Here is a 24,479-nt window from a genome sequence, read left to right on the forward strand (position 1 = left end):
GCTCCGCTACCGGGGTGGCTCGCCCCCCGGCTTCACGTACACGGCTCTGACGCTCGCCAGCTCGCCGATCCGGCGCGCGAGCTCCTGCGCCCGGGTGCGGTCATCCATCACCGCCGTCAGGTACCAGCTCTCAGCCCCCTCGTCGGGAGGCGCAGGGGTGCGCTCGAACGACACCTCGGGGTGGGCACCGGCCAGCCGCGCCGCCTCGTCGGTGCCGCCCGAGAGCACCACCACGAGTTCGCACGACTCGGCCACTGGCCTGCCTCGCTCTCCTGGCCGGGGAGGGTCCGGCCGAGGGATGGTTGACCGCGCCGCCAGTCTCCGGAGCGTGCGTCACGGCGCCGTCACCGTGCCGTCACTGCGGCACGGACCGCGTCCCCCAGGCGTCGATCGGGTCGGTCGTGTCGCTCGCCGGTCACCGCCGGGCGGCGAGGATCTCCCGGCCGCGCTCGGAGGCGGGGAACCTGTCGATCATCGCGCGCAGCTCGTCGGCGCCGACGTTCGCGCCGAAGGGTTCGGTGCGCGGTTCGAGGCGGACGCCGTGCGCGAGCGGACCGGCGACGACCGGGTCGAAGCCCAGGTCGGAGACGATCCGCGCCACGGTGTCGAGGTCGGTCTCGTCGTCGCCGGCGATCGCGATGGCCTTCCGGTCGGGGCTGCCCGCGGGACGGGCCTCGCCCTCGAGGTCGTGGTAGCCCATGTGGTTGAACGCCTTCACCACGCGCGATCCCGGCAGGAACGACTGCACGATCTCGCTGGTCGAGGTGCGCGGATCGGTGAGGTCGTCGCGGATCCCGTCGACCTCCCACCAGTAGTTCATCGCGTCGATGACCAGCTTCCCGTCCAGGGCGTCGACGGGCAGTGCGCGGTGCTTGCCCAGCGGCAGGGCCAGGACGACGACGTCGGCCTTCAGCGCGGCGTCGGACGCGGTGGTGGCGGTCGCGCCCGGGACGAGCACCTCGACGGTCAGCGCGATCTTCGCCGGGTCGCCGGAGCCGGCGATCAGCACCTCGTAGCCGGCCGCGACCGCGAGCCGGGCCAACACGCTGCCGACCTTGCCGGCGCCGAGGACGGCGAGCGTGGTCATGCCGTCACCTCGCTCGACGAGGCCGGCACGTCGTCGGCGGCGAGCAGTTCGCGGACCCGGGGGACGACCTCGGTGCCGTAGAGCTCGACGGCGCGCATCCGGGCGGCGGCCGGGGTGCTGCCGCTGGTGTAGACCATGTCGAACCGGCCGACGTCGAGCGTGCGGACGGCGTCGGCGATCCGCCGGGCCACGGTGTCCGGCGAGCCGATGTAGAGCGACCCCTCGGCGATCTCGGCCTCGTAGTCCTGCCGTCGCACCGGGGACCAGCCGCGCTGTGCACCGATCCGGTCGCGGCTCGCCTTGTAGTGCGGCCACACCGTCTCGACGGCCTCCTCGTCGGTCTCGGCGACGAAACCGTGCGAGTGCATGCCGACCGGGTGCGCGGTCGTGCCGAACTGCGCCGCCGCCCGGCGGTAGAGGTCGACGTAGGGGGCGAAGCGCCCCGGAGGGCCACCGATGATCGCGAGCATGAGCGGGAAGCCGTAGTGGGCGGCGCGGACCACCGACTGCGGCGAGCCCCCGACGCCGACCCACGTGTCGAGGCGCCCCGAGGCGGTCTTGGGGTAGACGTCGGCGTCCTGGAGCGGCGCGCGGGTGGTGCCCTGCCAGGTGACCGGCTGCTCCGCGAGCAGCTCGGCGAACAGCTGGATCTTCTCCTCGAACAGCAGGTCGTAGTCGGCCAGGTCGTAGCCGAACAGCGGGAAGGACTCGGTGAAGGAGCCGCGGCCGAGGATGACCTGCGCCCGCCCGTTCGAGAGGGCGTCGACGGTGGCGAAGCGCTGGAAGACCCGCACCGGGTCGTCGGAGGAGAGCACCGTCACCCCGGAGGCCAGCGTGATCCGCTCGGTGCGCGTGGCGATGCCGGCGAGCACCGTCTCCGGGGTGGAGATGGCGAAGTCGTCGCGGTGGTGCTCGCCCAGGGCGATGACGTCCACTCCCACCCGGTCGGCCAGCACCGCCTCCTCGACGACCTGGCGGATCGCCTCGGGGTGCGAGAGCAGCTCGCCGTTCTCGTCCACGGGGATGTCGCCGAAGGTGTCGAGCCCGAACTGGATTCCTGAGCTGGCCGGCGTGGTCATGGGAGGGCCTCTTCCTGACGCAGAAAGTTGAGCGTTCATCTGCTTCTAACAGCGCAGCGGCCGCTGTGTTCCGGCCGTCAGGGACGTCCGAGCCGCCGCGCGAGGTAGGGCGCGGTGGCGCTGCCCCGCGCCGCGGCGATCTGCTCCGGCGTGCCGGCGGCGACGACGCGCCCACCCGCATCGCCGCCTCCCGGGCCGAGGTCGATGACGTGGTCGGCGGAGGTGATGGTGTCGAGGTCGTGCTCGACGAGGACGACGGTGTTCCCGGCGTCGACCAGCCGGTGCAGCTGGGTCACGAGCAGCCTGATGTCGGCGGGGTGCAGGCCGGCCGTCGGCTCGTCGAGCAGGTAGAGGGCGTGGCCGCGCCGGGCGCGCTGCAGCTCCGTGGCGAGCTTGATGCGCTGGGCCTCGCCGCCGCTGAGCTCGGTGGCCGGCTGGCCCAGCCGCAGGTAGCCCAGGCCGACGTCCTGGAGCGTCTGCAGGCTGCGGGCCGCGGACGGGACGTCGGCGAGGAACCCCGCGGCGTCGTCGACGGACATGCCCAGCACCTCGGCGATGTTCCTGCCGCGGTGCACCACCTCGAGGGTCTCGGGGTTGTACCGCGCGCCGGAGCAGGTGGGGCACGGCGCGTAGGTGCCGGGGAGGAAGAGCAGTTCGACGGCGACGAAGCCCTCGCCCTGGCAGGTCTCGCAGCGGCCCTCGGCGACGTTGAAGGAGAACCGGCTGGCCGTGTACCCGCGGGCCCGTGCCTCGTCGGTCGAGGCGTACAGCCTCCGGACGGCGTCGAACAGGCCGGTGTAGGTGGCCAGGTTGGACCGGGGGGTGCGGCCGATGGGCCGCTGGTCGACCCGGACCAGCCGGTCGAAGGCCTCCAGTCCGGCGGCGTCCCTCAGGTCGACCTCGACGTCGGCGTCCTCGGACTCCTCCGGCGCCGGTCCGAGGTGCCGGCGCACGACCTCGGCGAGCACCTGCGTGACCAGCGTCGACTTGCCGGAGCCGGACACCCCGGTCACCGCCGTCAGCACGCCGAGCGGGACGTCGACGGAGACGTCGCGCAGGTTGTGGCGGGTGATCCCGCGCAGGTGCAGCCAGCCCTGGGGCGATCGGGCGTGCTGCTCGATCGGCTCGGCGCGGCCGAAGAGGTGGCGGCCGGTGGGGGAGTGGGCCACCTGCTCGAGGCCGGCGACCGGGCCGCTGTAGAGCACCCGCCCGCCGCCGGCACCCGCGCCGGGGCCGATGTCGACCACCCAGTCGGCCCGGCGGACGACGTCCACGTCGTGCTCGACGACGAACAGCGAGTTGCCCGACGCCTTGAGCCGGTCGAGCACGTCCAGCAGCGGCTCCGCGTCGGAGGGGTGCAGCCCCGCGGAGGGCTCGTCGAGGACGTAGACGACGCCGAACAACCCGGAGCGCAGCTGGGTGGCGATCCGCAGGCGCTGGGCCTCGCCGGGCGACAGCGTGGTGGAGCTCCGCCCGAGGCCGAGGTAGCCCAGGCCGAGGTCGAGCAGCACGTCGATCCGCGAGACCAGGTCGGCGCTGATCCGCACCGCGACCTCGGTCGACTCCCCGGACCGCGCGGTGGGCGTGGCGGCGCCGGGCTCGGCGAGCAGCGCCACGGGCCGCAGCAGCTCCGCGACCTCGGCGAGCGGCAGGGCGTTGACCTCGGCGATCGTGCGGCCGGCGAAGGTGACCGCGAGCGCCTCCGGCCGCAGCCGGCTGCCGTGGCACACGGGGCAGGCGACGCTCTGGACGAACTGCAGCGCCCGGTCGCGCATCCGCTGGCTCTGGGAGTTCGCCAGCACGTGCATCACGTGCTTGCGGGCGCTCCAGAACTTCCCGTGGTAGCCGTGGTCGATGCGGCCGGGTTCGGGCGCGACCAGCACCGACGGCTGCTCGTCGGTGAACAGCAGCCAGTCGCGGTCCTCCGCGTCGAGCTCGTGCCAGGGCCGATCGACGTCGATGCCGAGCCCGGTGACGATGCTGCGCAGGTTCGCGCCCTGCCAGGCGCCCGGCCACGCCGCGATGGCGCCCTCGCGGATGCTCAGCGACGGGTCCGGGACGAGCAGCTCCTCGGTGACGTCGTGCACCACGCCCAGCCCCTGGCAGCGCGGGCAGGCGCCCGCCGCGGTGTTCGGGGAGAACGCGTCGGCGTCGAGCCGCTCGGCGCCCGGCGGATAGGTGCCGGCCCGGGAGTAGAGCATCCGGAGCAGGTTGGACAGCGTGGTCAGGGTGCCGACGGTCGACCGCGAGCTCGGTGCGCCGCGACGCTGCTGGAGGGCCACCGCCGGCGGGAGGCCGGTGATCTCCCGGACGTGCGGGGCGCCCACATGCTGCAGGAGCCGGCGGGCGTAGGGCGCGACCGACTCGAAGTACCGCCGCTGCGCCTCGGCGTAGAGCGTCCCGAACGCCAGCGAGGACTTCCCGGAGCCGGAGACCCCGGTGAAGACGACCAGCGCGTCCCGGGGGATGTCGACGTCGACGTCGCGCAGGTTGTGCTCGGCGGCGCCGCGGACCCGCACGAAGGAATCGGACGCGGCGTCTCCCACCCCGCGCAGGCTACGCAGGCCGTCCCGCCGAGGCGCCGGCCGACCGTCGGTGGTCAGCCGGGGTCGACCACCTCGACCCGGTCACCGACGGCGATCGTCCCCGGTTCCTCGACGATGGCGTACATGCCGAGGACGACGCCCTTCTCCTCCGGGAGGCGCGCCACCGTGCTGGTGGGATCCTGCGGGAGCATCCGCACCGTGGCCGCGCCCAGCCGAACGCGACGGCCCGCCCATGTGTCCTCCTCGCGGACGTCGCAGCCGTCCACCTCCACGAGCATGCGGAAGCGACGGTGGTCCACCGCCTCTCCGCAGTCGGTGGCCGTGCTCAGGTGCTCGATGGTGGCCGTGGAGACCAACGTCACCGGGTGGAGGTCGACGCCGGCGCCGGGAGCGTCGGTGGCGACGAGGTGGACCGGCTCGCCGACGAACTCGGAGAGCGCGGACGCCCACGGGCCCTCCACCAGGTGACCGGGCACGTCGCCGCCGTACAAGGTCGTGACGACCGGCTCGCCCAGTGAGGTCGTCGTCCCTTCCACCGGCTCGCGCCCCGGGAGGCGGAGGGACAGGTGGTGGCGGTCGGCGTCGTCGTCCGCGCTGACCCGGACCAGGGGGCCTTGCTGCTTGCCGTTGATCAACCGGTGCCGGGCGTCGACGAGGTGGAACCGTCGGTTCTCCTCGACGCCGTTGCGCGTGAGTTCGACACGGGTCCGGGAGTGCAGGGCGGTGCCCTTCACAGGTGTCGTGGACAGCCGCGAGACGACGGGCATGAACGCTCCTCCGGTCGGTGCACGAACGGCCGAGCCTAGGGAGCGGGGTGTCGATCGCCGCATCGCGACTCAGGGGCAGCGCGGTCAGACGCGGACGTGGCCGGCGAGTGGCGCCAGGGAGCTCCAGCGTTCCGGGAGCCGCACGACCTCCTGCTCGGCCAGGTCCAGGACGTGGTCCGGATCGAGCAGCGCGACCTCGGCCCCGTCCACCTGGAGGCGGCGCAGCATCTCGGCGAGCATCCGTCGGGCGGCGTCGTTCACCGACGACACTCGCCGGAGGTCCAGCACGAACAGCGCGACGGACCGGCCGTCGGCGACGGTCCGGAGCACCCGCTCCGCGCTGCTGAACTGCAGCGCGCCCTGCAGGCTGCACACGCGGGCCAGCGAGCCGTCCGCGCGGCGGAGCGTCCGGTCGCGCCGGACCGTCGACCGGGCCGGCTCGGGGGCCTGCATGATGTGCAGCCCCATGTCGCTGGACATGCGGGTGCATATCCGCACACCGCGCGTGCTGTGACCGTGGGAGTCCAGCCGTGGTGAGAAGACGGCGAGCCCGAGCTGGCCGGGCAGCGCCGCCAGGATGCCTCCGGAGACACCGCTCTTGGCCGGGAGCCCGACGGTGGTCATCCAGTCGCCCGCGGCGTCGTACATGCCGCAGGTCATCATCACGCTGAGCACCTGGCGGGCCACCTGCATCGGCAGCACCCGTTCCCCGGTGGTCGGCTGCACCCCGCCCGCGGCCAGCGTGGCAGCCATGGTGGCCAGGTCACCGGTGGTCACCGAGATCGCGCACTGCTGCGTGTATCCGGAAACGACGTCCCGTGGGTCCTGCGAGATCACGCCGTAGCTGCGGAGCATGTGGGCGATGGCCAGGTTCCGGTAGGCCTGGGACATCTCCGACTCGTACATCCTCCGGTCCACCTGCAGCTCCCGGCCGGCGCAGGCGGACATCAGCCGCCGGATCCGCTCCACGCGGGTGTCGACGTCGTCCTCGGGGTCGCCGACGAGGGCGTGGGCCGTGAGCGCCCCGGCGTTGATCATCGGGTTCCGGGGCCGCCTCGAGTCCCGTTCCAGGGACAGCTCGTCGAAGGCCTCGCCGCTGGGCTCCACGTCGATCCACCGCAGGACCTCCGGCAGCCCGCGGTCGGCCAGGGCGAGGGCGTAGACGAACGGCTTCGAGATCGACTGGACGGAGAACTCGCTGTCGCTGTCGCCGGCCCGGTAGAGCGTCCCGTCGATCGTCGACAGGCACACCGCCAGCCGGTCCGGGTCGGCCGACGCGAGCTCCGGGATGTAGTCGGCCAATGCGCCCGCGTCGTCGCCGCAGGCCCTCAGCATCTCCGCCAGGTAGTCGGGGACCGGTGATCGCACGCACTCCGCCTCTCGTCGCTCGCGACGAGGACCATGCCCGGGAAGCCCCGATCGAAAACCGGACCAGGCCTTGGGTGCCTGCGGGGGTGGCTAGCATCCAGCCGTCGGTCCGGACTGGGGAGCTGCCATGGAGCCCGTCGGCGAAGCGCGGAGCATCGAGCGATCGGGGAGCGAGGGGCGACCCCGGCCGCGGGTCGTCGTCGGTGTCGACGGCTCACCCGGTTCGCGCGCGGCCCTGGCACATGCGCTGACCGCGGCTCGGCAGCGCGGCGCGGACCTCGACGTGGTGTCGACCTTCTGGCTCGAGGCGTTGTACTCGGAGTTCGGCTGGATGGTCCGCTCGGAGGTCGAGCCGATCCGCCGGGCGACGCGTGAGCAGGCGCAGGCGCTGATCGACGAGGTCCGGTCGGAGACCGGCCCGCCGGCCGGCTCCCCGGAGCCACGGGTCCGGCTGATCGTCGAGGAGGGGACCGCCGGCTGGGTGCTCGTCGACCGGTCGGCCGACGCCGATCTGCTCGTGGTCGGCAGCCGGGGCCGGGGCGCGCTGCGCAGCCTGGTGCTCGGCTCGGTCGCGCTGCACTGCGTGACGCACGCCCGGTGCCCCGTCGTCGTGGTCCGCCCCACCGGACCGGGCGGCGCGACCGATCGCGTGGTGGCCGGCGTCGACGGTTCGCCGGGCTCCCGCGTCGCGCTCCGGGCCGCCATCGACGAGGCGGTGCGCCGGGACGCCGAGGTCGAGGCGGTGGCGGCGGTGTACCTGCGCGGCGACACCTGGATCGAGCTGGAGACGCTGCCCGGGACCGCGACGATCGAGGGGGTGCGGCGCGAGGTGGCGGCCCGCACCGAGCGGCGGGTGGCCGAGGTGCTGGCCGAACGCGGCGAGGAGTCGCCGGCGCCGGACGTCCGTGTCGAGGTCGTCGACGGCGCACCGGCGGAGGTGCTCGTCCAGCAGGCCGAGGGTGCCGGGCTGCTCGTCGTCGGCAGCCGGGGATGGAGGGCTCTTCGCGGCCTGCTGCTCGGTTCGGTCGCGCTGCACTGCGTGATGCACGCGCCGTGCCCCGTCATGGTGCTGCGCCCCGCTCCGGACGACGGAACGGCACCCGGAGCATGAATGTCCCCGCGCCGCCGACGCTCGCGCCACCGGTGCGGCCGTCCCAGCGGTTCCGCGAGGTGCTGGGGCCCTACGTCCTCGTGATCGCCACCGGCCTCGTGCTCGCCGTGGTGGTCGGCCTCGCGCTGGCGGGGGAGGGGACGGCGGCCCGGTGGGTGGGCAGCGCGTACGCCCTCGGCATGGCGGCCTACACCGCCGTCGGCATGGTGCGCGACATCCTGCGCGGCAACTGGGGCGTCGACGTCCTCGCCGTCACGGCGATCGTGAGCACCGTCGTGGTCGGGGAGTACGTCGCCGCGCTGATCGTCGTCCTGATGCTGACCGGAGGGGAGGCGCTGGAGGAGTACGCCGCCGGTCGCGCCGGCCGGGAACTGCGGGCCCTGCTGGACCGCGCTCCCGTGATGGCGCACCGCCGGGACCCCGAGACCGGGGCCTTCGAGGACGTCCCGGTCGACGCGGTGCAGCCGGGCGATCGGTTGCTGGTGCGCCCGGCGGAGGTCGTCCCGGTCGACGCCGTCCTGCAGTCCGGGGAGGCCGACCTCGACGAGTCGTCGCTGACGGGGGAGAGCTTGCCGGTCTCCCGCTCGGTCGGGGATCCGGTCCTCAGCGGCTCGGTGAACGGCGGCACGGCGATCGAGGTCACCGCCACCGCGCGGTCCGAGGACAGCCAGTACCAGCGGATCGTCGCGCTGGTCGCTGAGGCCGACCAGCGGCCGGCACGGCTGGTCCGGGTGGCCGACCGCTACGCGGTGCCCTTCACGGCGGTGTCGTTCCTGATCGCCGGCCTGGCATGGGCCTGGTCGGGGGATGCCACCCGCTTCGCCGAGGTGCTCGTGCTGGCCACGCCGTGCCCGCTGCTCATCGCCGCGCCAGTGGCGTTCCTGGCCGGCATGGGTGCGGCGTCCCGCGACGGCATCGTCGTCCGTGGTGGCGACGTCGTCGAACGGCTGGCCGCGGTCCGCACTGCCGCCTTCGACAAGACCGGCACGCTGACCTACGGGGAGCCCACGCTGGTGGAGGTGCGCGCCACCGGATCGCTCAGCGAGGAGGAACTGCTCGGCCTGGCGGCCTCGGCGGAGCAGTACTCCAGCCACGTGCTGGCCCGCTCGGTCATCGAGGCCGCCCAGGAGCGGGACCTGCCGCTGGAGGCGGCCACCCAGGCGGAGGAGCGGGCGACGCACGGCGTGCTCGCCCGCGTGTCCGGCCGCGAGGCGCTGGTCGGCAAGCGCAGTTTCGTCGCGGAGCGCACCGGCGCGATCCCGGTCGTCGAGCTGGCCAGCGGGGAGTTGGCGGTCTACGTCGGCGTGGACTCCGGCTACGCGGGCGCGCTGATCATGCGTGACGAGGTGCGGGACGACGCGGCCTTGACCATCGACCGTCTGCATGCCCTGGGTGTGCGGGACACGATGATCCTCACCGGCGACGCGCAGGCAACCGCCGACCACGTCGCCGCCGGACTCGGCATAGACCACGTGCTCGCCGAGTGCCTGCCCGAGGACAAGGTCGAGGCGGTGCGACGCCACCCGGTCCGCCCGGTGATGATGGTCGGCGACGGTGTCAACGACGCCCCCGTGCTCGCCGTCGCCGACGTCGGCGTGGCGATGGGTGCCCGCGGGTCCACGGCCGCCAGCGAGTCGGCCGACGTCGTCGTGATGACCGACCACCTGGTCAAGGTCGCCGCGGCGGTGAGCATCGGCCAGCGGACGATGCGCGTGGCGCTGCAGAGCATCTGGCTCGGCATCGCACTGAGCATCGGGCTGATGCTCGTGGCCGCGTTCGGCTACATCCCCGCGATCGCCGGCGCGCTCCTCCAGGAGATCGTCGACCTCGCCACGATCGTCAACTCGCTGCGCGCCCGTCGGGCCGGTTCCGCGTCCCTCGCCGCAGGGCCGCCCGCCGGGAGGTCCGCGCCGGAGCGGCGATCGAGGCAGACGTCTCCGAGCTCCTGACGACGGAGGGCGGCGGGACGCCTCCGCGTCATCGGATGCGGGCGGCCTCGTAGGCGACCTCATCCTGGCTTGCGGCAGATCACGCTCACCGGGTGCGTGCGGCCCTCCTCGATGTTGCGGGCCGCGTTGCGCCACTTCTCAGCAGCCCCAGGCCCCAGGAGCAGATGCACGTCGAGGGCCGGCAGTTCGCCACGCTCCGCCACTGCCAGGGCCGCCCGATATCCCTGCAGGTAGTCCTGGCCGGTGTCGGTGACGTCGATGTCCATGAAACCCGCGGCGCCGAGCAGTTCTACGGTCTCCTCGGGAGTCACGAGGAACTCCCCCCGGCCGTCCTCCGACCACGGCACCGGGTGGTACGCCGGACCGGCGTCTCCTCGGCCGTGTTCCGTGATCGCGAAGAACCCACCAGGTCGGATCACCCGCCAGGCCTCACCGAAGAACGAGGGCCGGTCCGGCACGTTCATCGTGACGTGCTGGGCGTAGCCGCCGTCGAACGTTCCGTCGCCGAATGGCAGGGCCTGACCGTCCCCCTGTTGCAGGTCGACCACTGCCCCCATCCCGAGCAACTCCGTCAGCCGCCGACCGGCGTCGATGAATGGCCCGGTCACGTCGATGCCGCTGACCCGGCAACCGAAGCGCCGGGCGAAGTAGCGAGCCGGCCCCCCGAGTCCGCAACCGATGTCGAGCAGGTGGTCCCCGGCCCTCACGGGTAGGGAGTCGCCGAGCTCGCTCGTGGCCGGTAACCCGCGAGCGTGGAAGTGGTCGACCGGGGCGAGGTCCTCGATGGTCAGCGCGTCGAGCGACTTCCCCGCCGCATGGAGCGCGGCGACGATCCGACCGTAGACATCCCCGCTGGCCCAGTGCTCGGCGACGGCGGTAGTCATCGAGGACTCCCGGAATCTCGGGCGAAGGACTCGAGAGACATGGCCATCGCCTCCTCGCTCCTCAGCCGGAGTGGCATCTGTAGAGAAGAAGTAGTCGGCGGACGGCGCCGGTTTTCCCACCCCAGCTCGACGATTCGGCTCGACAGGGGCCTGAACCTCAGGAGCCTCGTGCTCCGCTACGGGTCGATGGTGTCGCCCGCTGGTGCGTCACGTCCAGACCCTTCTCCTGCCCACCAAGGCGACGCCGAACGGAGCGCGGCGGCCCGGATGCGCGTGGTCGCCGTTGCGGACCGCTTGGAGCCGCTCATCACTGGCGGCCTGGTCGCCACGTGCGCGACCGTCGATGCCGAGGCGCTCGACAGCGCCCGCAGCCCGGCCGAATACGAGCAGGTGCGTGCGGACCGCCGAGAGGCGTACGAGTACCTACCCACCGACGACGCGATCGCGAAAAAGATCGGAGCCAGCAGCTTCTGAGCCTCGAGCGCTGCGCACCGAGAGCTCTGGTGTCCGCGAACTCGCATCCGTGCTCGAAACCAAGGCGGCTCCGAGGGTGTCAGTGCAGGGCAATGCTCTCGTTGTCGAACTCGGCGACGACACGCAGCCTGCCCCCGAGAGCCTCAACGTAGGACTCGAGTGTTCCCACCTCGGTGTGGCTGAGCGTGCCGTGTTCGATCTTGCTGATGCGCGCTTGGCTGACCTTCATCCGCTTCGCCAACGTCTGCTGATTGAGTGCCTGCGCCTTGCGTATGTCGGCGAGTCGCTGGGCCTGCGCCGCATCGGCGAGGGCCCTCGTGGCATGCGTGACGCGCTCCTCGTCTACTAGACCAGTGCTGACGGCGTCCGCTCGCACGTCCTTCCAATTCCTGGCCATGTCAGACCTCCTCTGATCGGTCGCCGGCCAACCACTGCTCGTAGCGGGCCTCCGCGACCGGAATGTTGATGCGGTACCAGTCTTTCCAGCGGCCTGCCTTGTCTCCGGCGACCAGCAGGACTGCCTTCCGCTCGGGGTCGAAGACGAACAAGATCCTCACCTCCGTACGTCCGGTGGATCCGGGCCGTAGTTCCTTCATGTTGTGCTGGGCGCTGCCTTTGACCCTGTCGACCACCGGCCGCCCGAGCGTCGGTCCCTCCGTTTCGAGCAGGTCGATGGCTGCAGTGACGAGTTCGGCGGTCCTGCCGTCGAGCCCTAGGAACCACGCGTCCCGAGAGCTCGATCGACTCGCCCTGGCGCTGCACCACGCGGGCCGCGGGGTCCAGGGTGAGCGGGCCACACCGCAGGACCGCGGGCCGAGGAGGCGCGCCGCGGCGCTGCAGGGCGCGGAGCCGGCTCAGGAGCTCGGTGAACGCGAACGGCTTGACGAGGTAGTCGTCGGCGCCGGTGTCCAGCCCGTGCACCCGGTCGGGAACGGCGTCGCGGGCGGTCAGCATGAGCACCGGCGTCCACACCTTCCGGTCCCTCATGGACCGGCACACTCCGAATCCGTCCATGCCGGGCAGCATCACGTCGAGCACGATCGCGTCGTACGCACCGGTCGACGCGTAGGTCAGCCCCGCCGGCCCGTCGCCGACCGCGTCGACGGCGTAGCCGGCCTCGGTCAGGCCGCGGGTGAGGACGTCGCGCATGTTGCCGGAGTCCTCGACGACCAGAACGCGCATGCCCGGAGCTTGGCACCCCGCGATGAGGAAGCGATGAGAACGGCGCTCAGGCCGGGCTCCGGCGAACGCCTGGTCGAGGGCCCGACCAAGACGGGTCGGTCACGTGTCGTCGACCTCGATGCGGGCACCGTGGCCGCGCTCCGCGCCTACCGGGCAGCTCGCGGACTGCTGGCGCTTGACCTTGTGCGTGACTCGGCGCTCGTGCTCAGCAACCTCGACGGCACCCAGAGCGGTTTTCCTGCCGCCTCGCCGGCCAGGTCGTCCAGGCGCGGAAGGCCCTGGGAGAGGAGCGACTACCGGTCGCGGTCTTCTCGGCCGGGCGGACGAGATCGCTGACGGCGCACCCGACGGGGGAATGCGGACGGCGCCAGGCGGCCGAACACTGGTGGCCAACCACGGCCGCCCTCGGGTCATCTCTGCCATCGGCCGGGCCGTGGCGCTCGTCGGCCCGGGCAGTCGCGCGCGGCTACCGCGTCGTTGACCTACCCCCGGCGGCCGCGTCGCCGGGCGCCGGGGGCAGCCACGCGTCGGGGTCCTTCTCCAACGCGGTCCAGAACCGCAGCGCCGCGTGCTCCATCTCCAGGCCGAGCCGGAGCGTGACCATGCGCGGGGCGACGCCGCGAACGTCGCCGTACCGCCGCTGCATGTCTTCGTAGACCGCGATCCGCTCGGTGTGTGCGGCGATCTGCTCGCGCGCCAGCCGCGCCACGTTCCCGGGCTCCCCGAGCTCGTGGAAGAAGAGCTTCAGCTCAGCGACGTCGCGCATCTGGAAGTGTTCGTTGGTCGGCGCGGCCAGCCAGGCGCGCAGCTCCCGCAGCCCCTCCTCGGTGAGCGAGTAGGTCCGCCGCCGGCGGCCTTCCTGCTCGCTGGAGGCGGTCAACAGCCCCATCTGCTCGAGCCGCTGCGGCTCCGAGTACAGGGCAGCGTGGGGGAACGTCCAGAAGTAGCCGATCGACCGGTTGACCGCCCGCTTGAGGTCGTAGGACGTGGACGGCCCGCGCAACCCGATCGTCCCGAGCACCACGTAGGAGGTCGGGGAGAGCCGTTCGGACGCCACGTTGCCAGCTTAATCTTCCGGTCTGTATGGTCCAATACAGATCATCGGCGATCGGCTTTCGGAGGGTCACGCATGGACCTCGCCACCGCCCTGTCGTGGACCGCGGAGCGCCATCCGGACCGCCGGGCGGTCGGTGGCCCCCGGCCCATGTCGTACCGCCAATGGGACGCGCGCACCAACCAGCTCGCCCGTGCCCTGGCCGATCTCGGGGTCCGGCGTGGCGACCGGGTCGGGCTCTTCCTGGCCGGCGGCGAGCCCCTGGCCAGCCTGCACCTGGCTGCCCAGAAGCTCGGGGCCGTCAGCGTCCCGCTGTCGACGCGCCTCGGTCCCGAGGAACTCGGCTACTGCCTCGGTGACGCCGAGGCAGCACTGCTGGTCACCGACGAGACCACGGCTCCGACGGCGGAGAAGGCCGGGATCTCGACGCAGCACCGCGACGTGGGGGAGCTGGCCGTGGACGGGCAGCCGGACGGTGCCCTCGGCGACCCGCCCGACGAGTCCGACATCAGCGTCATGCTCTACACCTCCGGCACGACCGGCCGGCCCAAGGGCGTGCCGCGGTCGCACCGCGCCGAGCACACCGCTGCGGTCGCCCACCTGGTGCAGACCCAGCTGCGGCACGGCGAGGTCGTCCTCGGAGTCATGCCGATGTTCCACACGATGGGGTTGCGTACGCTGCTGGCCAGCATCGTCTGCGGTGGCACCTGGGTGCCCCAGGTGCGGTTCGACGCGGCCGAGTCCGTGCAGCTGATCCGGGAAGAGCAGGTCAGCTCGCTGTACCTGGTGCCCACCATCTACTGGTCGCTGCTGCGCGAGGACGGCTTCGCCGCCACCGGGGTCGACCGCCTGGCCTACGCCGGCGCGGCGATGACCCCGGCCCTCGCCGAGCAGCTCGCCGAGGCGCTCAATCCGCAGGTGCTGGTCAACCACTACGGCAGCACCGAGATCTACACCTTCACCATCGGCCCCGACGGGCTGCGCAAGCCCGGCTGCGCCGGCCGCGCCGGGCTGTTCTCCCGCGTCCGGCTGGTCGAGCCCGTCGTCGGCGCCGCGCCCGAGGCGCTGGTCGGTCCGGGGGAGCAGGGCCAGGTCATCGCCAGCATGGCCAGCCCCGAGGCGTTCGGCGGCTACTGGCGCCGCCCGGACGCCGACGAGAAGTCGATCCGCGAGGGCTGGTACTTCACCGGCGACCTCGCCACCGCCGACGAGGACGGCGACCTGCGGGTCTCCGGCCGGGTCGACGACATGATCAACTCAGGCGGCGAGAACATCTACCCCGACGAGATCGAGGCCGCCCTCGTGCGCTGCCCGGCCGTCGCGGACGTCTGCGTCGTCGGGATGCCGGACGAGCGCTGGGGCAGCGTGGTCACCGCGTTCGTCGTCCCCGCCGACGGCCGCGCCCCCGACCACGTCGTGCGCGAGCTGCAGGACTACGCGACGACCCACCTCCCGTCGCTGAAGCGGCCCAAGCGCGTCGTGGCGATCAGCGCCATTCCCCGCTCCGCCGTCGGCAAGACCCTCCGTCGCGCACTGACCGCCGGGGAGTACGAGTCCCTGGCCGCACTCGATCCCGGGAGCTCCCGTGCCTGACGTCGACACCGACACCGTCCCGCGCTGGACCCCCACCCGCATCGAGGACGCCCCGCTGGTCACCGGGCAGGGGAGGTTCCTCGACGACCTGGACCCGCTGCCGGGCACGTTGACCGCGGCGATCGTCCGCAGCCCCCACCCACACGCCCGGATCCGCAGGGTGGACCTGTCCCGTGCCCGCCGGCATCCCGGCGTCGCCGCCGTCATCGGGCCGGAGGAGGTGGCCGCCGAGCTCAGGCCCTTCCCGCTGTCGGTGACCACCCGGATGCCGTACTTCCCGACCGGCACCGACAAGGTCCGCTACGTGGGCGAGCCGGTGGCGGTCGTCGTCGCCGGCGACCGGTTCATCGCCGAGGACGCCGCCGAGCTCGTCGACGTCGAGTACGAGCTGCTCGACCCCGTCGTCGGCGTCCGCGCCGCACTGGCCCAGGACGCCCCGCTGCTGCACGACGACCAGGGCTCGAACGTCGCCACCGATCGCACCTTCACCTTCGGCGAGGTGGACCGCGCCTTCGCCGAGGCCGCCCAGGTCGTCACGGGCACCTACGACTTTCCGCGCTACTCCTCGGTGCCGATGGAGTGCTACTCCGTCGTCGCGAACTGGACCGACGACCCGGCCGGTCCCGCGGTCGAGGCCTGGGCCAACTTCCACGGCCCGTTCACGATGGTCCCGGTCATGGCGGGGGCACTGGGCATCCCGACCTCCCGGGTGCGGCTGCACGTGCCGGCCGACATCGGTGGCAGCTTCGGCATCAAGGCGGGCATCTATCCCTACGTCGTCCTGCTGGCGCTGGCCTCCAAGTACGCCCGGACACCGGTGCGCTGGTCGGAGGACCGGGTCGAGCACCTGCTCGCCAGCTCCACCGGGGCCGACCGGATGATGCAGTTCGAGGCCGCCGTCGACGACGACGGCCGGATCACCGCGCTGCGCGCTGACCTCGTCGACAACGTCGGCGCCTACATGCGCCCGCCGGAGCCCAGCACGCTCTACCGCTGTTACGGCAACATCACCGGCGCCTACCGGATCCCGGCCGTGCAGATTCGCGCCCGCGCCGTCGTCACCAGCACCATGCCCACCGGGCTCAACCGCGGCTTCGGCGGCCAGCAGCTGTACTTCGGACTGGAACGGCTGATGGACGACGTCGCCAGGGCGACCGCGCTCGACGTCGTCGAGGCACGCTGCCGCAACCTGGTGCCTGCCGACGCCTTCCCGTACGAGACACCGACCGGCGGCGTCTACGACTCCGGCAACTACGAGGAGGCCATCCGCCTCGCGGTGCGCAACGCCGACCTCGACGAGCTGCGACGCCGGCAGGCGGAGGCCCGGGAGCGCGGCGAGCTCTACGGCATCGGCCTGGCCGCGGTCGTCGACCCCTCCGGCACCAACATCGGCTACGTCGGGCTGGCCACGCCCGCCGCCGACCGCAAGCCCGGCCGCGACAAGTCCGGATCCACCGAGCACGTCCGGGTCAGCGTCGACCTCCAGGGCATCGTCACCGTGCTGCTCGGCAGCGTCCCGCAGGGCCAGGGGCACGCCACCACCGCGCGGCAGGTCGCCGCCCGGCGGCTCGGGCTGCCCGAGGAGCAGGTCCGCGTCGTCATCGAGATGGACACCGCGACCACCCCGTGGACGGTCACCTCGGGCAGCTACTCCTCCCGCTTCGCGCCGCTGGTCACCAGCGCCGTCGTCGCGGCCTGCGACCGGATCGCCGGCACGGTGAAGGCCGCCGGCAGCGTGCTGCTCGAGACCCCACCCGAGCAGCTCGAGCTCGCCGACGGCGCGGTCCGAGTGGCCGGTGACCCCGACCGGTCCGTGCTCTTCCGGCACGCCGCCGGCGTCGTGCACTGGGATCCCGGCGCGCTGCCCGAAGGCACCCCGGCCCGGCTCTACGAGGAGGCAGCCTTCGCTCCGCGCGAGTTGCGTGCGGCCACCCGCGACGAGCGGATCAACTCCAGCCTCTGCTACGGCTTCGTCGCCGAGCTCGTCGCCGTGCGGATCGACCCCGACACCCTCGAGATCACCATCGAGCGGGTCTCCTCGGTGCACGACGCCGGCACCGTGCTCAACCAGACACTGTTCGACGGCCAGGTCCACGGCGCGCTCACCCAGGCCCTCGGCGGGGCGATGTACGAGGAGTTCACCTACTCGGCGGGCGGCCAGCCGACGGCGGCGACCTTCCTGGACTACCTCTGCCCGACCACCGCGGAGGCCGGGTTCCCCCTGGTGACCGACCACGTGGTGACGCCGTCGCCGCTGACCCCGCTCGGGGCGAAGGGCAGCGGCGAGGGCAGCTCGATGAGTTTCCCGGTGGCCGTGGCCAACGCGGTCACCGACGCGCTGTCCCCGCACGGCCTGGCCATCGACCGGCTGCCGGTGCACGGCAACGTCCTGTTCGACCTGCTCGACGGCGCCCGCCGTCCGGCCTGACTCCCTTCAACCGAGGAGCTCCCGCATGCCCACGACCGGTGGCGACGTCCTGCTCGATTACGGCCACGACGGCCAGGTCGCCTACCTGACCCTCTCCCACGGTGGCTACACCGTCGTCACGATGGAGATGCGGGCCAGGATGGCCGAGCGCTTCGCCGAGATCGACCGGGACGAGCGGGTGCGCGCCGTCGTCATCCGGTCCGATGGCAAGCACTTCACCTCCGGCGGTGACATCGCCGGGTTCATGGAGGTCGACCCGATCGACCTCTCGCACCTGGGCCAGGACATCACCGCCCCGGCGCGCAGCGGCAAGCCGGTCATCGCGGCCATCGACGGCTACTGCTTCGGCGTCGGCCTCGAGCTCGCGCTCTCCTGCGACATCCGGCTGGCCACCGACCGCAGCCAGTTCGCGCTGCCGGAGATGAACCTCGGGATGATCCCCGGCAGCGGCGGCACCCAGCGGCTGTCCCGGCTCATCGGCCTCTCCCGGGCGAAATACCACATCCTGACCGCCACCCGGATCCAGGCGCAGGACGCGCTCGACTGGGGCCTGGTCTCCGAGGAGCTCTTCGCCGACCGCGACGCTCTCAACGAGGGCGTGGAGAAGCTGGTGACCAAGCTGCTCGGCTTCTCGCCGATCGCGCTGCAGACCGGCAAGGAGGTGCTCGACCGGGGCATCGACGGCCCGCTGTACACCGGCATCGAGCTGGAGCGGAAGGCCTACGCGATGCTGCGGGCGACGCAGGACTTCGCCGAGGGCGTCAGGGCGTTCGGCGAGAAGCGCAAGCCCGACTTCGTCGGGCGGTGAGCTGAGTGAAGCCGGCCCCGTTCGCCTACGTGCGCCCGGCCACGCTGGACGACGCCGTCGCCGAGCTGGCCGCGACCGACGGTGACGGCAAGGTGCTGGCCGGGGGGCAATCCCTGGTGCCGGTCCTGGCGATGCGCCTGGGCCGGCCGGGCACCCTCGTCGACATCAACGCCGTCGCCGGCCTCGACGGGTTCGAGCGCCGCAAGGGCGCCCTGCGGATCGGTGCCACGGTCCGGCAGCGGCACGTGGAGCGCAGTTCCGCGGCAGCCGCCGTGCCGCTGCTCGGGCTGGCGCTGCCCTTCGTGGGGCACCGCGAGCTGCGCAGCCGCGGCACGGTCTGCGGCAGCCTGGCGCACGCCGACCCGGGCGCCGAGTTGCCCGCCGTCGCTCTCTGCCTGGGTGCGACCCTGGAGATCACCGGACCCAGCGGCCGGCGCACCGTGCGCGCGGCCGACTTCTTCCAGGGCGCGATGACCACCGCGGTCGGCCCGGACGAGATTCTCTCGGCCGTGGAGTTCCCGGCGGCCGGGCCGGGGGAGGGCTTCGGCTTCGCCGAGCTGGCCCGCCGGCACGGCGACTTCGCGCTGGCCGGCGTCGTCACCCGGGTCCGTTCCCGGGACGGCTCCGTCGCCGACGCGGTGCTCTCCGGCTTCGGCGTCTCCGACCGCCCGGTCACCCGCGACGTCACCGAGCTGGTCCGGGCCGCGGCCGGGGAGGCCGACGTCGAGACCGCGCTGCGCCCCGGCACCGAGGAGCTGGCCCGGGTGATGGTCGACACGGCGGGGGACGCCCACGGCTCGCAGGGCTACCGGCGGCGGCTGTTCGCCGTCCTCGCGGCCCGGGAGCTGGCCCGCGCCAACCGCCGAGCAACGGAGAGCACCTCATGACCACCACCGAGCACCAGCGCGCGGTGAAGGCCGCCGCGGACGAGCTGATCGACGTCTCGTTCACGGTGAACGGAACGCCCGTGACGATCCGGGTTCCGGCCCGCATGCACCTGGCCGACGCGCTGCGCCAACACCTCGGCCTGACCGGCACGCACCTGGGCTGCGAGCACGGCGTGTGCGGCATGTGCACGGTGCTCGTCGACGGCGACGCCGCCCGCGCCTGCCTGGTCTTCGCCGTGCAGGCCGAGGGCACCGACGTGGTCACGGTCGAGGGGCTGGGCACCCAGGACGACCAGCACCCGCTGCAGCAGGCCTTCAGCCACCACCACGCGCTGCAGTGCGGCTTCTGCACGCCGGGCTTCCTGATGAGCTCCTATGACTTGCTCACGCACGAGCCGGGCGTCGACGACGAGCGCTTGCCGGAGGAGCTGTCCGGGGTGATCTGTCGGTGCACCGGCTACCGCGGCATCCTCGCGGCGGTCGCCGACGTCGCCGAGGCGCACCCCGAGGGGGTGCCGGCACCTCACAACTGCGCGCCGCGCACCCTCGTCGGCCGCGGCGGCGCCGCCACCGCGGCAGCTCCGGAAGCGGCGCCGGTGGGGGACGCCGAGGAGGCGGTGCCCACCGACATCACCCGGCCGACCGGCACCCCCACCATCACCGTCGAGGTCACCCGGCTGCTGACCAGCCCGCTCGACGGCATCTGGGCGGTCATGACCGACGTGCACCGGCTGGCCCGCTGCCTGCCGGGTGCGGAGATGACCGAGGACCTCGGCGACGATCGCTACCGGGGCCGGGCCACGGTGGCGCTCGGCCCGGTGCGGCTGGCGTTCCGGGGGCAAGCGCGCATCACCGAGCGCGACGAGATCTTGCACCGGCTGGCACTGCTGGCCCAGGGTGCGGACACCGGCGGCAACCGCACCGCCGCCGACATCGGGCTGCGCGCGACGGCCACCCCCGACGGCGGCACCGAACTACGCGCCGACGCCGCGGTGTTCCTCTCCGGCCGGATCGCCCAGTTCGGCCGCGCGCTGGCCGGTGACGTGAGCCAGAGGATGTTCGAGCAGTTCGCGCACGCCCTCGACGAGACCGCGCGGACGGGTCAGCCGCCGGATGACGGCGCCGGCCCGGGCGCGCTGTCGATCGGCGTCGCCGCGGTCCGGGACGCCGTCCGGCGGCGGTTGGCGGCCGTCAGGACGACGCTGCAGGAGCGGAGGGCCCGCCGGCGTGGATCTTGAGCCCTGCGAGCCGGTGCGACCAGCCCGACACAGCGGAGCCCACTGGTCAGCCGATCGGTGCGTTCCCGGACGTCGCCGAAGCACATCGTGCTCGCGTCGGTGATCAGGCGGGGGGCTCCGGGCGGCGCGGCACGCCACACCTCCTCGGGATCCGTGAGCTCGACTGCTCGCGGTCCCCGCTCCTGAGCGCCCTGCCCGACTACTGGCAGACCGATCCGGGCACCGTCACCCGGCACTCGGCGAGGTCGGTGTGAGGGCACGGAGGGCTTTCGGTCGTCGGCCGTACCCGGCACCCACCGGGGGCGGCCGGCCGCCGTCTAGACATCCCATGGCGTGAGGGATCGGGCCGTGGCAGGTGTGGAGGTTGTCCAGGCGGCGTCCTCGTCGTAGGGGGGGGCGGGTTTCAGGCAACCCGAGTCTGCCCGGCGATGCCCTCGGGCAGCCGGCCTCGTGCCAGCCGGCGCCCTGTTCGTCTTGCACCTCGATGTCGTGGTGGTCTTCGGCTCAGTCGTCACCCACGAACAGCATCCGCGCGCCCTCTGGCCTCGGCTCCGCGTTCGGCAGCGCGGAGGGAGACAGCCAGCGGACTCATGGTCAAGTGCTCACCGGCGAACTCCGGGACACCTCATCCCAGCCGCGATCAGGCCCCGTCACGACCGGTGGGCGCACGATCTGAGCACGGGAATCCACTGGTTCCCGTCGTCGAGAGTGCTGACCCACCGGCCGCTACCGGCGCCGAGCCTGCCAGACACCAGCGGGCTCGATAGGCCCCCTTAGTCGTCAAAGACGACGACGCCTCGGATGTTCTTGCCTGCGTGCATGTCTTCGTAGCCCTGCGCCACCTGGTCGAGCGTGTACCGGTGCGTGATCAGCTCGTCGAGCTTCAGCTGGCCCCGCATGTAGAGGTCGACGAGCCACGGGATGTCCGCAGTGGGGTTCGAGCCGCCGAACAACGACCCCTGCAGGCGCTTCTGGAAGATGGTCAGCTCACCGATGGACAGCGACAGGTCAGTCCGAGTGATGTCGCCGACCCCGGTCACGACCACCGTGCCTGCCTTGCGGATGGAGGCGAACGCCTGCGAGACGTGCTCGGGGGTGGTCACCCCGACGGTGACGATCGTGGCGTCGGCTCCCTGACCGTTGGTGAACGTGCGGGCCAGTTCGGCCGCATCCTCGATGTTCTCGGCCACATGGGTGGCGCCGAACTCCACCGCCTTCTCGCGCTTGAACGCCACCGGGTCGACCGCGATGATCTGACCCGCGCCGGAGTGCGCGGCGCCCTGGACGGCGTTGATGCCGATCCCGCCGATCCCCATCACGATCACGGTGTCCCCGGGGTAGATGTCGGCGAGGTTCACTGCGGACCCCCACCCCGTGCCGACTCCGCATCCGAGCAGGCAGAGGCTCTCCAGCGGCGCGTCGACCGGCACCTTGACGGCGTTGTCCGCGTCGACGGTCGTGAACTGGCTGAAGGTCGAGATGCCGAACATCTGCCCGACCGGCTGCCCGTCCAGGCGCATCCGGAAGCTCGCCGGGTCGTCCAGCCGTGAGCCGTTCAACAGCCCGGCACCACGGTCACAGAGGTTCTGCATGCCCCGCGCGCACCAGCGGCACTTCCCGCAGGACGGCAGGAAGGAGAAGACGACGTGATCACCCTCGGACCAGCCACGGACGCCCTCGCCGACCTGGACGACGACGCCGGCACCCTCGTGACCGCCGCAGACCGGGTAGATCCCGTACTCCATGTCGCCGGTGGCGATGTGATCGTCGGTGTGGCACAGCCCCGAGGCCACCATCTTCACGGTGAGCTCGCCCGGACCCGCCTCCTCCAGCTCGAGTTCCGCCGTCTCGTAGCGCCCCGGTACCTGTCGGATGATTGCGCCCTGCGTCTTCACTCCTGCGGCCTCCAGTTCGAATCGCCCGCTCGCGATCACGAACGGGTTCAGCATGGTCTAGAACAGATCGTGCGGAGTGGAGTGTGACACGTCGCTGAGTGATCCGGAACACCTGGAAAGGGCGGCGCGGCCCGACTGCTCGACGTGCTCGTGTCAACACGTCACCTGGGGGCCTGCGGCACCGCCCCTGGGGAGCGCTGTGTGCTCGGAGTGGGGCGAGGACGTCGAGGCCGAGGTAGCGGCGGCCTTCGGCCTATTCGTCGTGCTGCTGTTGGTGACGTGGTGACGACCGCAAGAATCCGTTCGTGGCTACTGCGTCGTTCGACTTCACCGGCTCCGTCGTCCTGCTCACCGGGGGCGGCAGTGGCATCGGACGACCAGCACACCGCCGTCACGTTCGGCCGGCAGCTGCGCGTCGAGCACCGGGCACAGGGGCAGCGGGAGTCGGCCCTTGGCGTCCAGCTTGGTGAAGGTCAGCTCCGTGCGGGCCGGCGCCGGCTCGGCGGCGTGGGCGTGCAGCGGGCTGAAGTCGGCGGCGCCCGGCGGACGTTGGTTGCGCTCCCGAAGCAGGTCGGTGTTCAGCCAGAGCTCGTTTCGCTCCGCGGTGGACGGTGCACTGCCGACGAACGCCCAGCCGCCGGGCAGGGACGGGCCGACTGCCGGGGCGGCGACGGCGGGCACGGTGGCCGCATGAAGCGAGGAGCGGCGCGTGCGCGCGGACTGGCCGGCGCGACGCCGGGCGTGTGGCGGGGCCGATGGTGCGGGTCGTGGCATGGCCGCAGCTGTGCCGGGCGTTTCGCCAGCGGCGCTCGGATTCGGCCGATCTGCGGGATTCTCGCCCGAAGCAGGGTAGGACGCATCCTACGTCGTTGTGTCCGAGGGGCGACACGCTACATACGCACACGCTTCGCCGTGACATGACCAAGGGCTGACGTCGTGGTGAATGGCGAGGTCAAGCGGCTGGCGGCAGGGGAGCAGATGTCGGGCACCGCCGGACGACCTGCAAGGTCAACTGAAGACGGCGCTGCCGGTGAGCGCTGCGGCCATGGCCAGCTCCTCAGCGCTGGCGTGACGGAGCCCGTCGTCGCGACGGAGACGCGCCGGGGTGTAGCCCAGCATCACCAGGTGGGCGACCGATCCGTCGGCGACGTCCGGTCTGGTGGTCCACGACCTGACCGGCCAGGCGCTGCGGTGCACCGAGTCGCGCCAGGCGGCCTGCGCTGGGAGCACGGTGAGTTCGTGAGGCACGGTGCCCAGGACGTACCGGTCGAGCGCGTCGCGAAGCAGCCGCCGTTCCAGCTGCTCGGCAAGAAGCGCGTTGTCACCGGCGAGCGTCACTGCGCGCCAGCGGCACCGCTGTGCCAGGTCGCCGGCGAGGAACCACCGGCGCATGTGGCCCGGCTTGGACTGCCAGGAAGGCCGCCAGCCGGGCACACGAATGGCCAGACGTCTGGCGGTCTCGTCGAGCATCGTTCGGCGCCAGTCCGCTTCGGGTGCTCGGACCCGACCCGGGAGGCGCTGGCGGCTACGGCGCGTGAGGACCTGGAAGCGTCGCCCTGACGACCCCCACCAATCCACCCCGGTGATCTCCCGGAGTGCCTGGCGGACGTCCCATCCCGGGATGAACCGCTCGACGGGCATGCCTCCGGCATGGGACGTGCCGGCGCCTTCCTCCGCGGCGTCCCAGTACGCCTGGCGACGGATGCGAGCATCCTGATCGTCTCGATCGCCTGAGTGATAGATGCGCTTCGTCGCGGGCACGGAGGTCATCGGCAGGCAGACGTCGCACCAGCGCCAGGCCAGGTGCGGCGCCGGCAGTTGGCCGGTGCCGGCGAGTCCGTCGGCGGCCATGGCGAGCAGCGCCCATGTCTGTTGCACCAGCCGGTCCTCGCGCCCTCGGACCCGGGCGTTCATCGTGCGCAACTGAAGTTGGTCGAAGACCTGGGCCACCCAGCTGATCGGCAGCGGCGTCGTGGCCAGCAGGCAGGCGACCTCCCACGACACGAGCAGGCTGTCCGCATAGTGCCGCGCGCGGGCCGCCAGGGCGTCGGCGTCCCCCCAGAGCAGCGGCGACGGTGAGAGCTTGAGCGGAGTGGATTCCTGCTGTTTGTCAACGACGGTCGAAAGTT

General features: G+C 72.4%; 21 protein-coding genes and 1 pseudogene. 8 read left to right on the forward strand and 14 right to left on the reverse strand.

What is annotated here, in order from left to right:
* Positions 1 to 6: 6 nt before the first annotated feature.
* The 6 genes from A6V29_RS19050 to A6V29_RS19075 all read right to left on the reverse strand — a co-directional run bounded on the left by A6V29_RS19050 (position 7) and on the right by A6V29_RS19075 (position 6,847).
* Complete coding sequence (locus A6V29_RS19050; RefSeq protein ID WP_137161764.1) at positions 7 to 255, reverse strand: hypothetical protein; 249 nt, start codon at positions 253 to 255, stop codon at positions 7 to 9.
* A gap of 160 nt (positions 256 to 415) precedes the next feature.
* Positions 416 to 1,087: an NADPH-dependent F420 reductase gene (locus tag A6V29_RS19055; protein ID WP_137161765.1), complete on the reverse strand. Its 672-nt coding sequence runs from the start codon at positions 1,085 to 1,087 to the stop codon at positions 416 to 418.
* Positions 1,084 to 2,166 (reverse strand): LLM class flavin-dependent oxidoreductase, encoded by a 1,083-nt coding sequence (locus A6V29_RS19060; RefSeq protein WP_212719627.1) that lies wholly within the window; start codon positions 2,164 to 2,166, stop codon positions 1,084 to 1,086. Before A6V29_RS19060 ends, A6V29_RS19055 begins: the two co-directional genes overlap by 4 nt.
* Positions 2,167 to 2,243: 77 nt before the next feature.
* Complete coding sequence (uvrA, locus tag A6V29_RS19065; protein ID WP_137161767.1) at positions 2,244 to 4,712, reverse strand: excinuclease ABC subunit UvrA; 2,469 nt, start codon at positions 4,710 to 4,712, stop codon at positions 2,244 to 2,246.
* Positions 4,713 to 4,765: 53 nt separating this feature from the next.
* The gene (locus A6V29_RS19070; protein ID WP_170977964.1) at positions 4,766 to 5,479 is read right to left on the reverse strand and encodes an MOSC N-terminal beta barrel domain-containing protein; all 714 of its coding nucleotides are present in this window, start codon (positions 5,477 to 5,479) and stop codon (positions 4,766 to 4,768) included.
* An 84-nt stretch (positions 5,480 to 5,563) separates the two neighbouring features.
* Positions 5,564 to 6,847 (reverse strand): glutaminase, encoded by a 1,284-nt coding sequence (locus A6V29_RS19075; RefSeq protein ID WP_137161769.1) that lies wholly within the window; start codon positions 6,845 to 6,847, stop codon positions 5,564 to 5,566.
* A 127-nt stretch (positions 6,848 to 6,974) separates the two neighbouring features.
* Here A6V29_RS19075 and A6V29_RS19080 point away from each other — a divergent pair, with 127 nt between their 5' ends.
* Positions 6,975 to 7,958 carry a universal stress protein gene (locus tag A6V29_RS19080; RefSeq protein ID WP_137161770.1) on the forward strand — a complete coding sequence of 328 codons (984 nt, stop codon included), beginning with the start codon at positions 6,975 to 6,977 and terminating at the stop codon, positions 7,956 to 7,958.
* Positions 7,955 to 9,907 (forward strand): heavy metal translocating P-type ATPase, encoded by a 1,953-nt coding sequence (locus A6V29_RS19085; protein ID WP_137161771.1) that lies wholly within the window; start codon positions 7,955 to 7,957, stop codon positions 9,905 to 9,907. Before A6V29_RS19080 ends, A6V29_RS19085 begins: the two co-directional genes overlap by 4 nt.
* Before the next feature lie 59 nt (positions 9,908 to 9,966).
* Here the strand turns inward: A6V29_RS19085 and A6V29_RS19090 are convergent, their stop codons facing one another.
* The gene (locus tag A6V29_RS19090) at positions 9,967 to 10,911 is read right to left on the reverse strand and encodes a class I SAM-dependent methyltransferase (RefSeq protein ID WP_212719629.1); all 945 of its coding nucleotides are present in this window, start codon (positions 10,909 to 10,911) and stop codon (positions 9,967 to 9,969) included.
* 147 nt (positions 10,912 to 11,058) lie between these two features.
* On the opposite strand from A6V29_RS19090, the gene A6V29_RS19095 reads away from it, so the two are divergent.
* On the forward strand, positions 11,059 to 11,265 hold the full coding sequence (locus tag A6V29_RS19095; RefSeq protein WP_212719631.1) for a PIN domain-containing protein: 207 nt from the start codon (positions 11,059 to 11,061) through the stop codon (positions 11,263 to 11,265).
* A 79-nt stretch (positions 11,266 to 11,344) separates the two neighbouring features.
* Here A6V29_RS19095 and A6V29_RS19100 read toward each other — a convergent pair whose 3' ends face one another.
* From A6V29_RS19100 to A6V29_RS19115, 4 genes and pseudogenes are all read right to left on the reverse strand, one after another.
* Positions 11,345 to 11,662: a helix-turn-helix domain-containing protein gene (locus tag A6V29_RS19100; RefSeq protein ID WP_137161772.1), complete on the reverse strand. Its 318-nt coding sequence runs from the start codon at positions 11,660 to 11,662 to the stop codon at positions 11,345 to 11,347.
* A 1-nt stretch (position 11,663) separates the two neighbouring features.
* Positions 11,664 to 12,062, reverse strand: coding sequence for a type II toxin-antitoxin system RelE/ParE family toxin (locus A6V29_RS19105; protein ID WP_137161773.1), 399 nt, complete (start codon positions 12,060 to 12,062; stop codon positions 11,664 to 11,666).
* A gap of 61 nt (positions 12,063 to 12,123) precedes the next feature.
* Positions 12,124 to 12,447: pseudogene (locus tag A6V29_RS19110) on the reverse strand (response regulator); the annotation flags it as partial.
* Between the two features lie 466 nt (positions 12,448 to 12,913).
* Positions 12,914 to 13,504, reverse strand: coding sequence for a PadR family transcriptional regulator (locus A6V29_RS19115; protein WP_137161774.1), 591 nt, complete (start codon positions 13,502 to 13,504; stop codon positions 12,914 to 12,916).
* Positions 13,505 to 13,576: 72 nt separating this feature from the next.
* On the opposite strand from A6V29_RS19115, the gene A6V29_RS19120 reads away from it, so the two are divergent.
* The 5 genes from A6V29_RS19120 to A6V29_RS19140 are packed head-to-tail and all read left to right on the forward strand — an operon-like array spanning position 13,577 to position 20,455.
* Positions 13,577 to 15,094 carry a class I adenylate-forming enzyme family protein gene (locus A6V29_RS19120; protein ID WP_137161775.1) on the forward strand — a complete coding sequence of 506 codons (1,518 nt, stop codon included), beginning with the start codon at positions 13,577 to 13,579 and terminating at the stop codon, positions 15,092 to 15,094.
* The gene (locus A6V29_RS19125) at positions 15,087 to 17,522 is read left to right on the forward strand and encodes a xanthine dehydrogenase family protein molybdopterin-binding subunit (protein WP_212719633.1); all 2,436 of its coding nucleotides are present in this window, start codon (positions 15,087 to 15,089) and stop codon (positions 17,520 to 17,522) included. Before A6V29_RS19120 ends, A6V29_RS19125 begins: the two co-directional genes overlap by 8 nt.
* 25 nt (positions 17,523 to 17,547) lie before the next feature.
* Positions 17,548 to 18,330: an enoyl-CoA hydratase/isomerase family protein gene (locus A6V29_RS19130; RefSeq protein WP_137161776.1), complete on the forward strand. Its 783-nt coding sequence runs from the start codon at positions 17,548 to 17,550 to the stop codon at positions 18,328 to 18,330.
* Positions 18,331 to 18,335: 5 nt separating this feature from the next.
* A complete protein-coding gene (locus A6V29_RS19135; RefSeq protein ID WP_137161777.1) occupies positions 18,336 to 19,217 on the forward strand; it encodes an FAD binding domain-containing protein in 882 nt (293 codons plus the stop codon).
* Positions 19,214 to 20,455, forward strand: coding sequence for a xanthine dehydrogenase family Fe-S subunit (locus tag A6V29_RS19140; protein WP_137161778.1), 1,242 nt, complete (start codon positions 19,214 to 19,216; stop codon positions 20,453 to 20,455). The genes A6V29_RS19135 and A6V29_RS19140 overlap by 4 nt, the downstream gene beginning before the upstream one ends.
* Positions 20,456 to 21,228: 773 nt before the next feature.
* Here the strand turns inward: A6V29_RS19140 and A6V29_RS19150 are convergent.
* The 3 genes from A6V29_RS19150 to A6V29_RS21125 form a co-directional block, all read right to left on the reverse strand.
* On the reverse strand, positions 21,229 to 22,404 hold the full coding sequence (locus tag A6V29_RS19150) for an NDMA-dependent alcohol dehydrogenase (RefSeq protein WP_212719635.1): 1,176 nt from the start codon (positions 22,402 to 22,404) through the stop codon (positions 21,229 to 21,231).
* A 294-nt stretch (positions 22,405 to 22,698) separates the two neighbouring features.
* The gene (locus A6V29_RS21120) at positions 22,699 to 23,031 is read right to left on the reverse strand and encodes a hypothetical protein (RefSeq protein WP_170977965.1); all 333 of its coding nucleotides are present in this window, start codon (positions 23,029 to 23,031) and stop codon (positions 22,699 to 22,701) included.
* A gap of 327 nt (positions 23,032 to 23,358) precedes the next feature.
* The coding region (locus A6V29_RS21125; RefSeq protein ID WP_170977966.1) for a hypothetical protein at positions 23,359 to 24,479 on the reverse strand (1,121 nt) is incomplete at its 5' end.

Origin of the sequence: Blastococcus sp. CCUG 61487, assembly GCF_005222955.1 — a bacterium.
Classification (GTDB): domain Bacteria; phylum Actinomycetota; class Actinomycetes; order Mycobacteriales; family Geodermatophilaceae; genus Blastococcus.

What these genes read in the sequence shown, in the direction of transcription:
- A6V29_RS19140 (WP_137161778.1), top strand. Translation starts at nt 19,214, where the DNA reads ATGACCACCACCGAGCACCAGCGCGCGGTGAAGGCCGCCGCGGACGAG.
- A6V29_RS19150 (WP_212719635.1), bottom strand. Translation starts at nt 22,404, where the DNA reads ATGCTGAACCCGTTCGTGATCGCGAGCGGGCGATTCGAACTGGAGGCC.
- A6V29_RS19120 (WP_137161775.1), top strand. Translation starts at nt 13,577, where the DNA reads ATGGACCTCGCCACCGCCCTGTCGTGGACCGCGGAGCGCCATCCGGAC.
- A6V29_RS19095 (WP_212719631.1), top strand. Translation starts at nt 11,059, where the DNA reads ATGCGCGTGGTCGCCGTTGCGGACCGCTTGGAGCCGCTCATCACTGGC.
- A6V29_RS19055 (WP_137161765.1), bottom strand. Translation starts at nt 1,087, where the DNA reads ATGACCACGCTCGCCGTCCTCGGCGCCGGCAAGGTCGGCAGCGTGTTG.
- A6V29_RS19080 (WP_137161770.1), top strand. Translation starts at nt 6,975, where the DNA reads ATGGAGCCCGTCGGCGAAGCGCGGAGCATCGAGCGATCGGGGAGCGAG.
- A6V29_RS19085 (WP_137161771.1), top strand. Translation starts at nt 7,955, where the DNA reads ATGAATGTCCCCGCGCCGCCGACGCTCGCGCCACCGGTGCGGCCGTCC.
- A6V29_RS19070 (WP_170977964.1), bottom strand. Translation starts at nt 5,479, where the DNA reads ATGCCCGTCGTCTCGCGGCTGTCCACGACACCTGTGAAGGGCACCGCC.
- A6V29_RS19130 (WP_137161776.1), top strand. Translation starts at nt 17,548, where the DNA reads ATGCCCACGACCGGTGGCGACGTCCTGCTCGATTACGGCCACGACGGC.
- A6V29_RS19100 (WP_137161772.1), bottom strand. Translation starts at nt 11,662, where the DNA reads ATGGCCAGGAATTGGAAGGACGTGCGAGCGGACGCCGTCAGCACTGGT.
- A6V29_RS19060 (WP_212719627.1), bottom strand. Translation starts at nt 2,166, where the DNA reads ATGACCACGCCGGCCAGCTCAGGAATCCAGTTCGGGCTCGACACCTTC.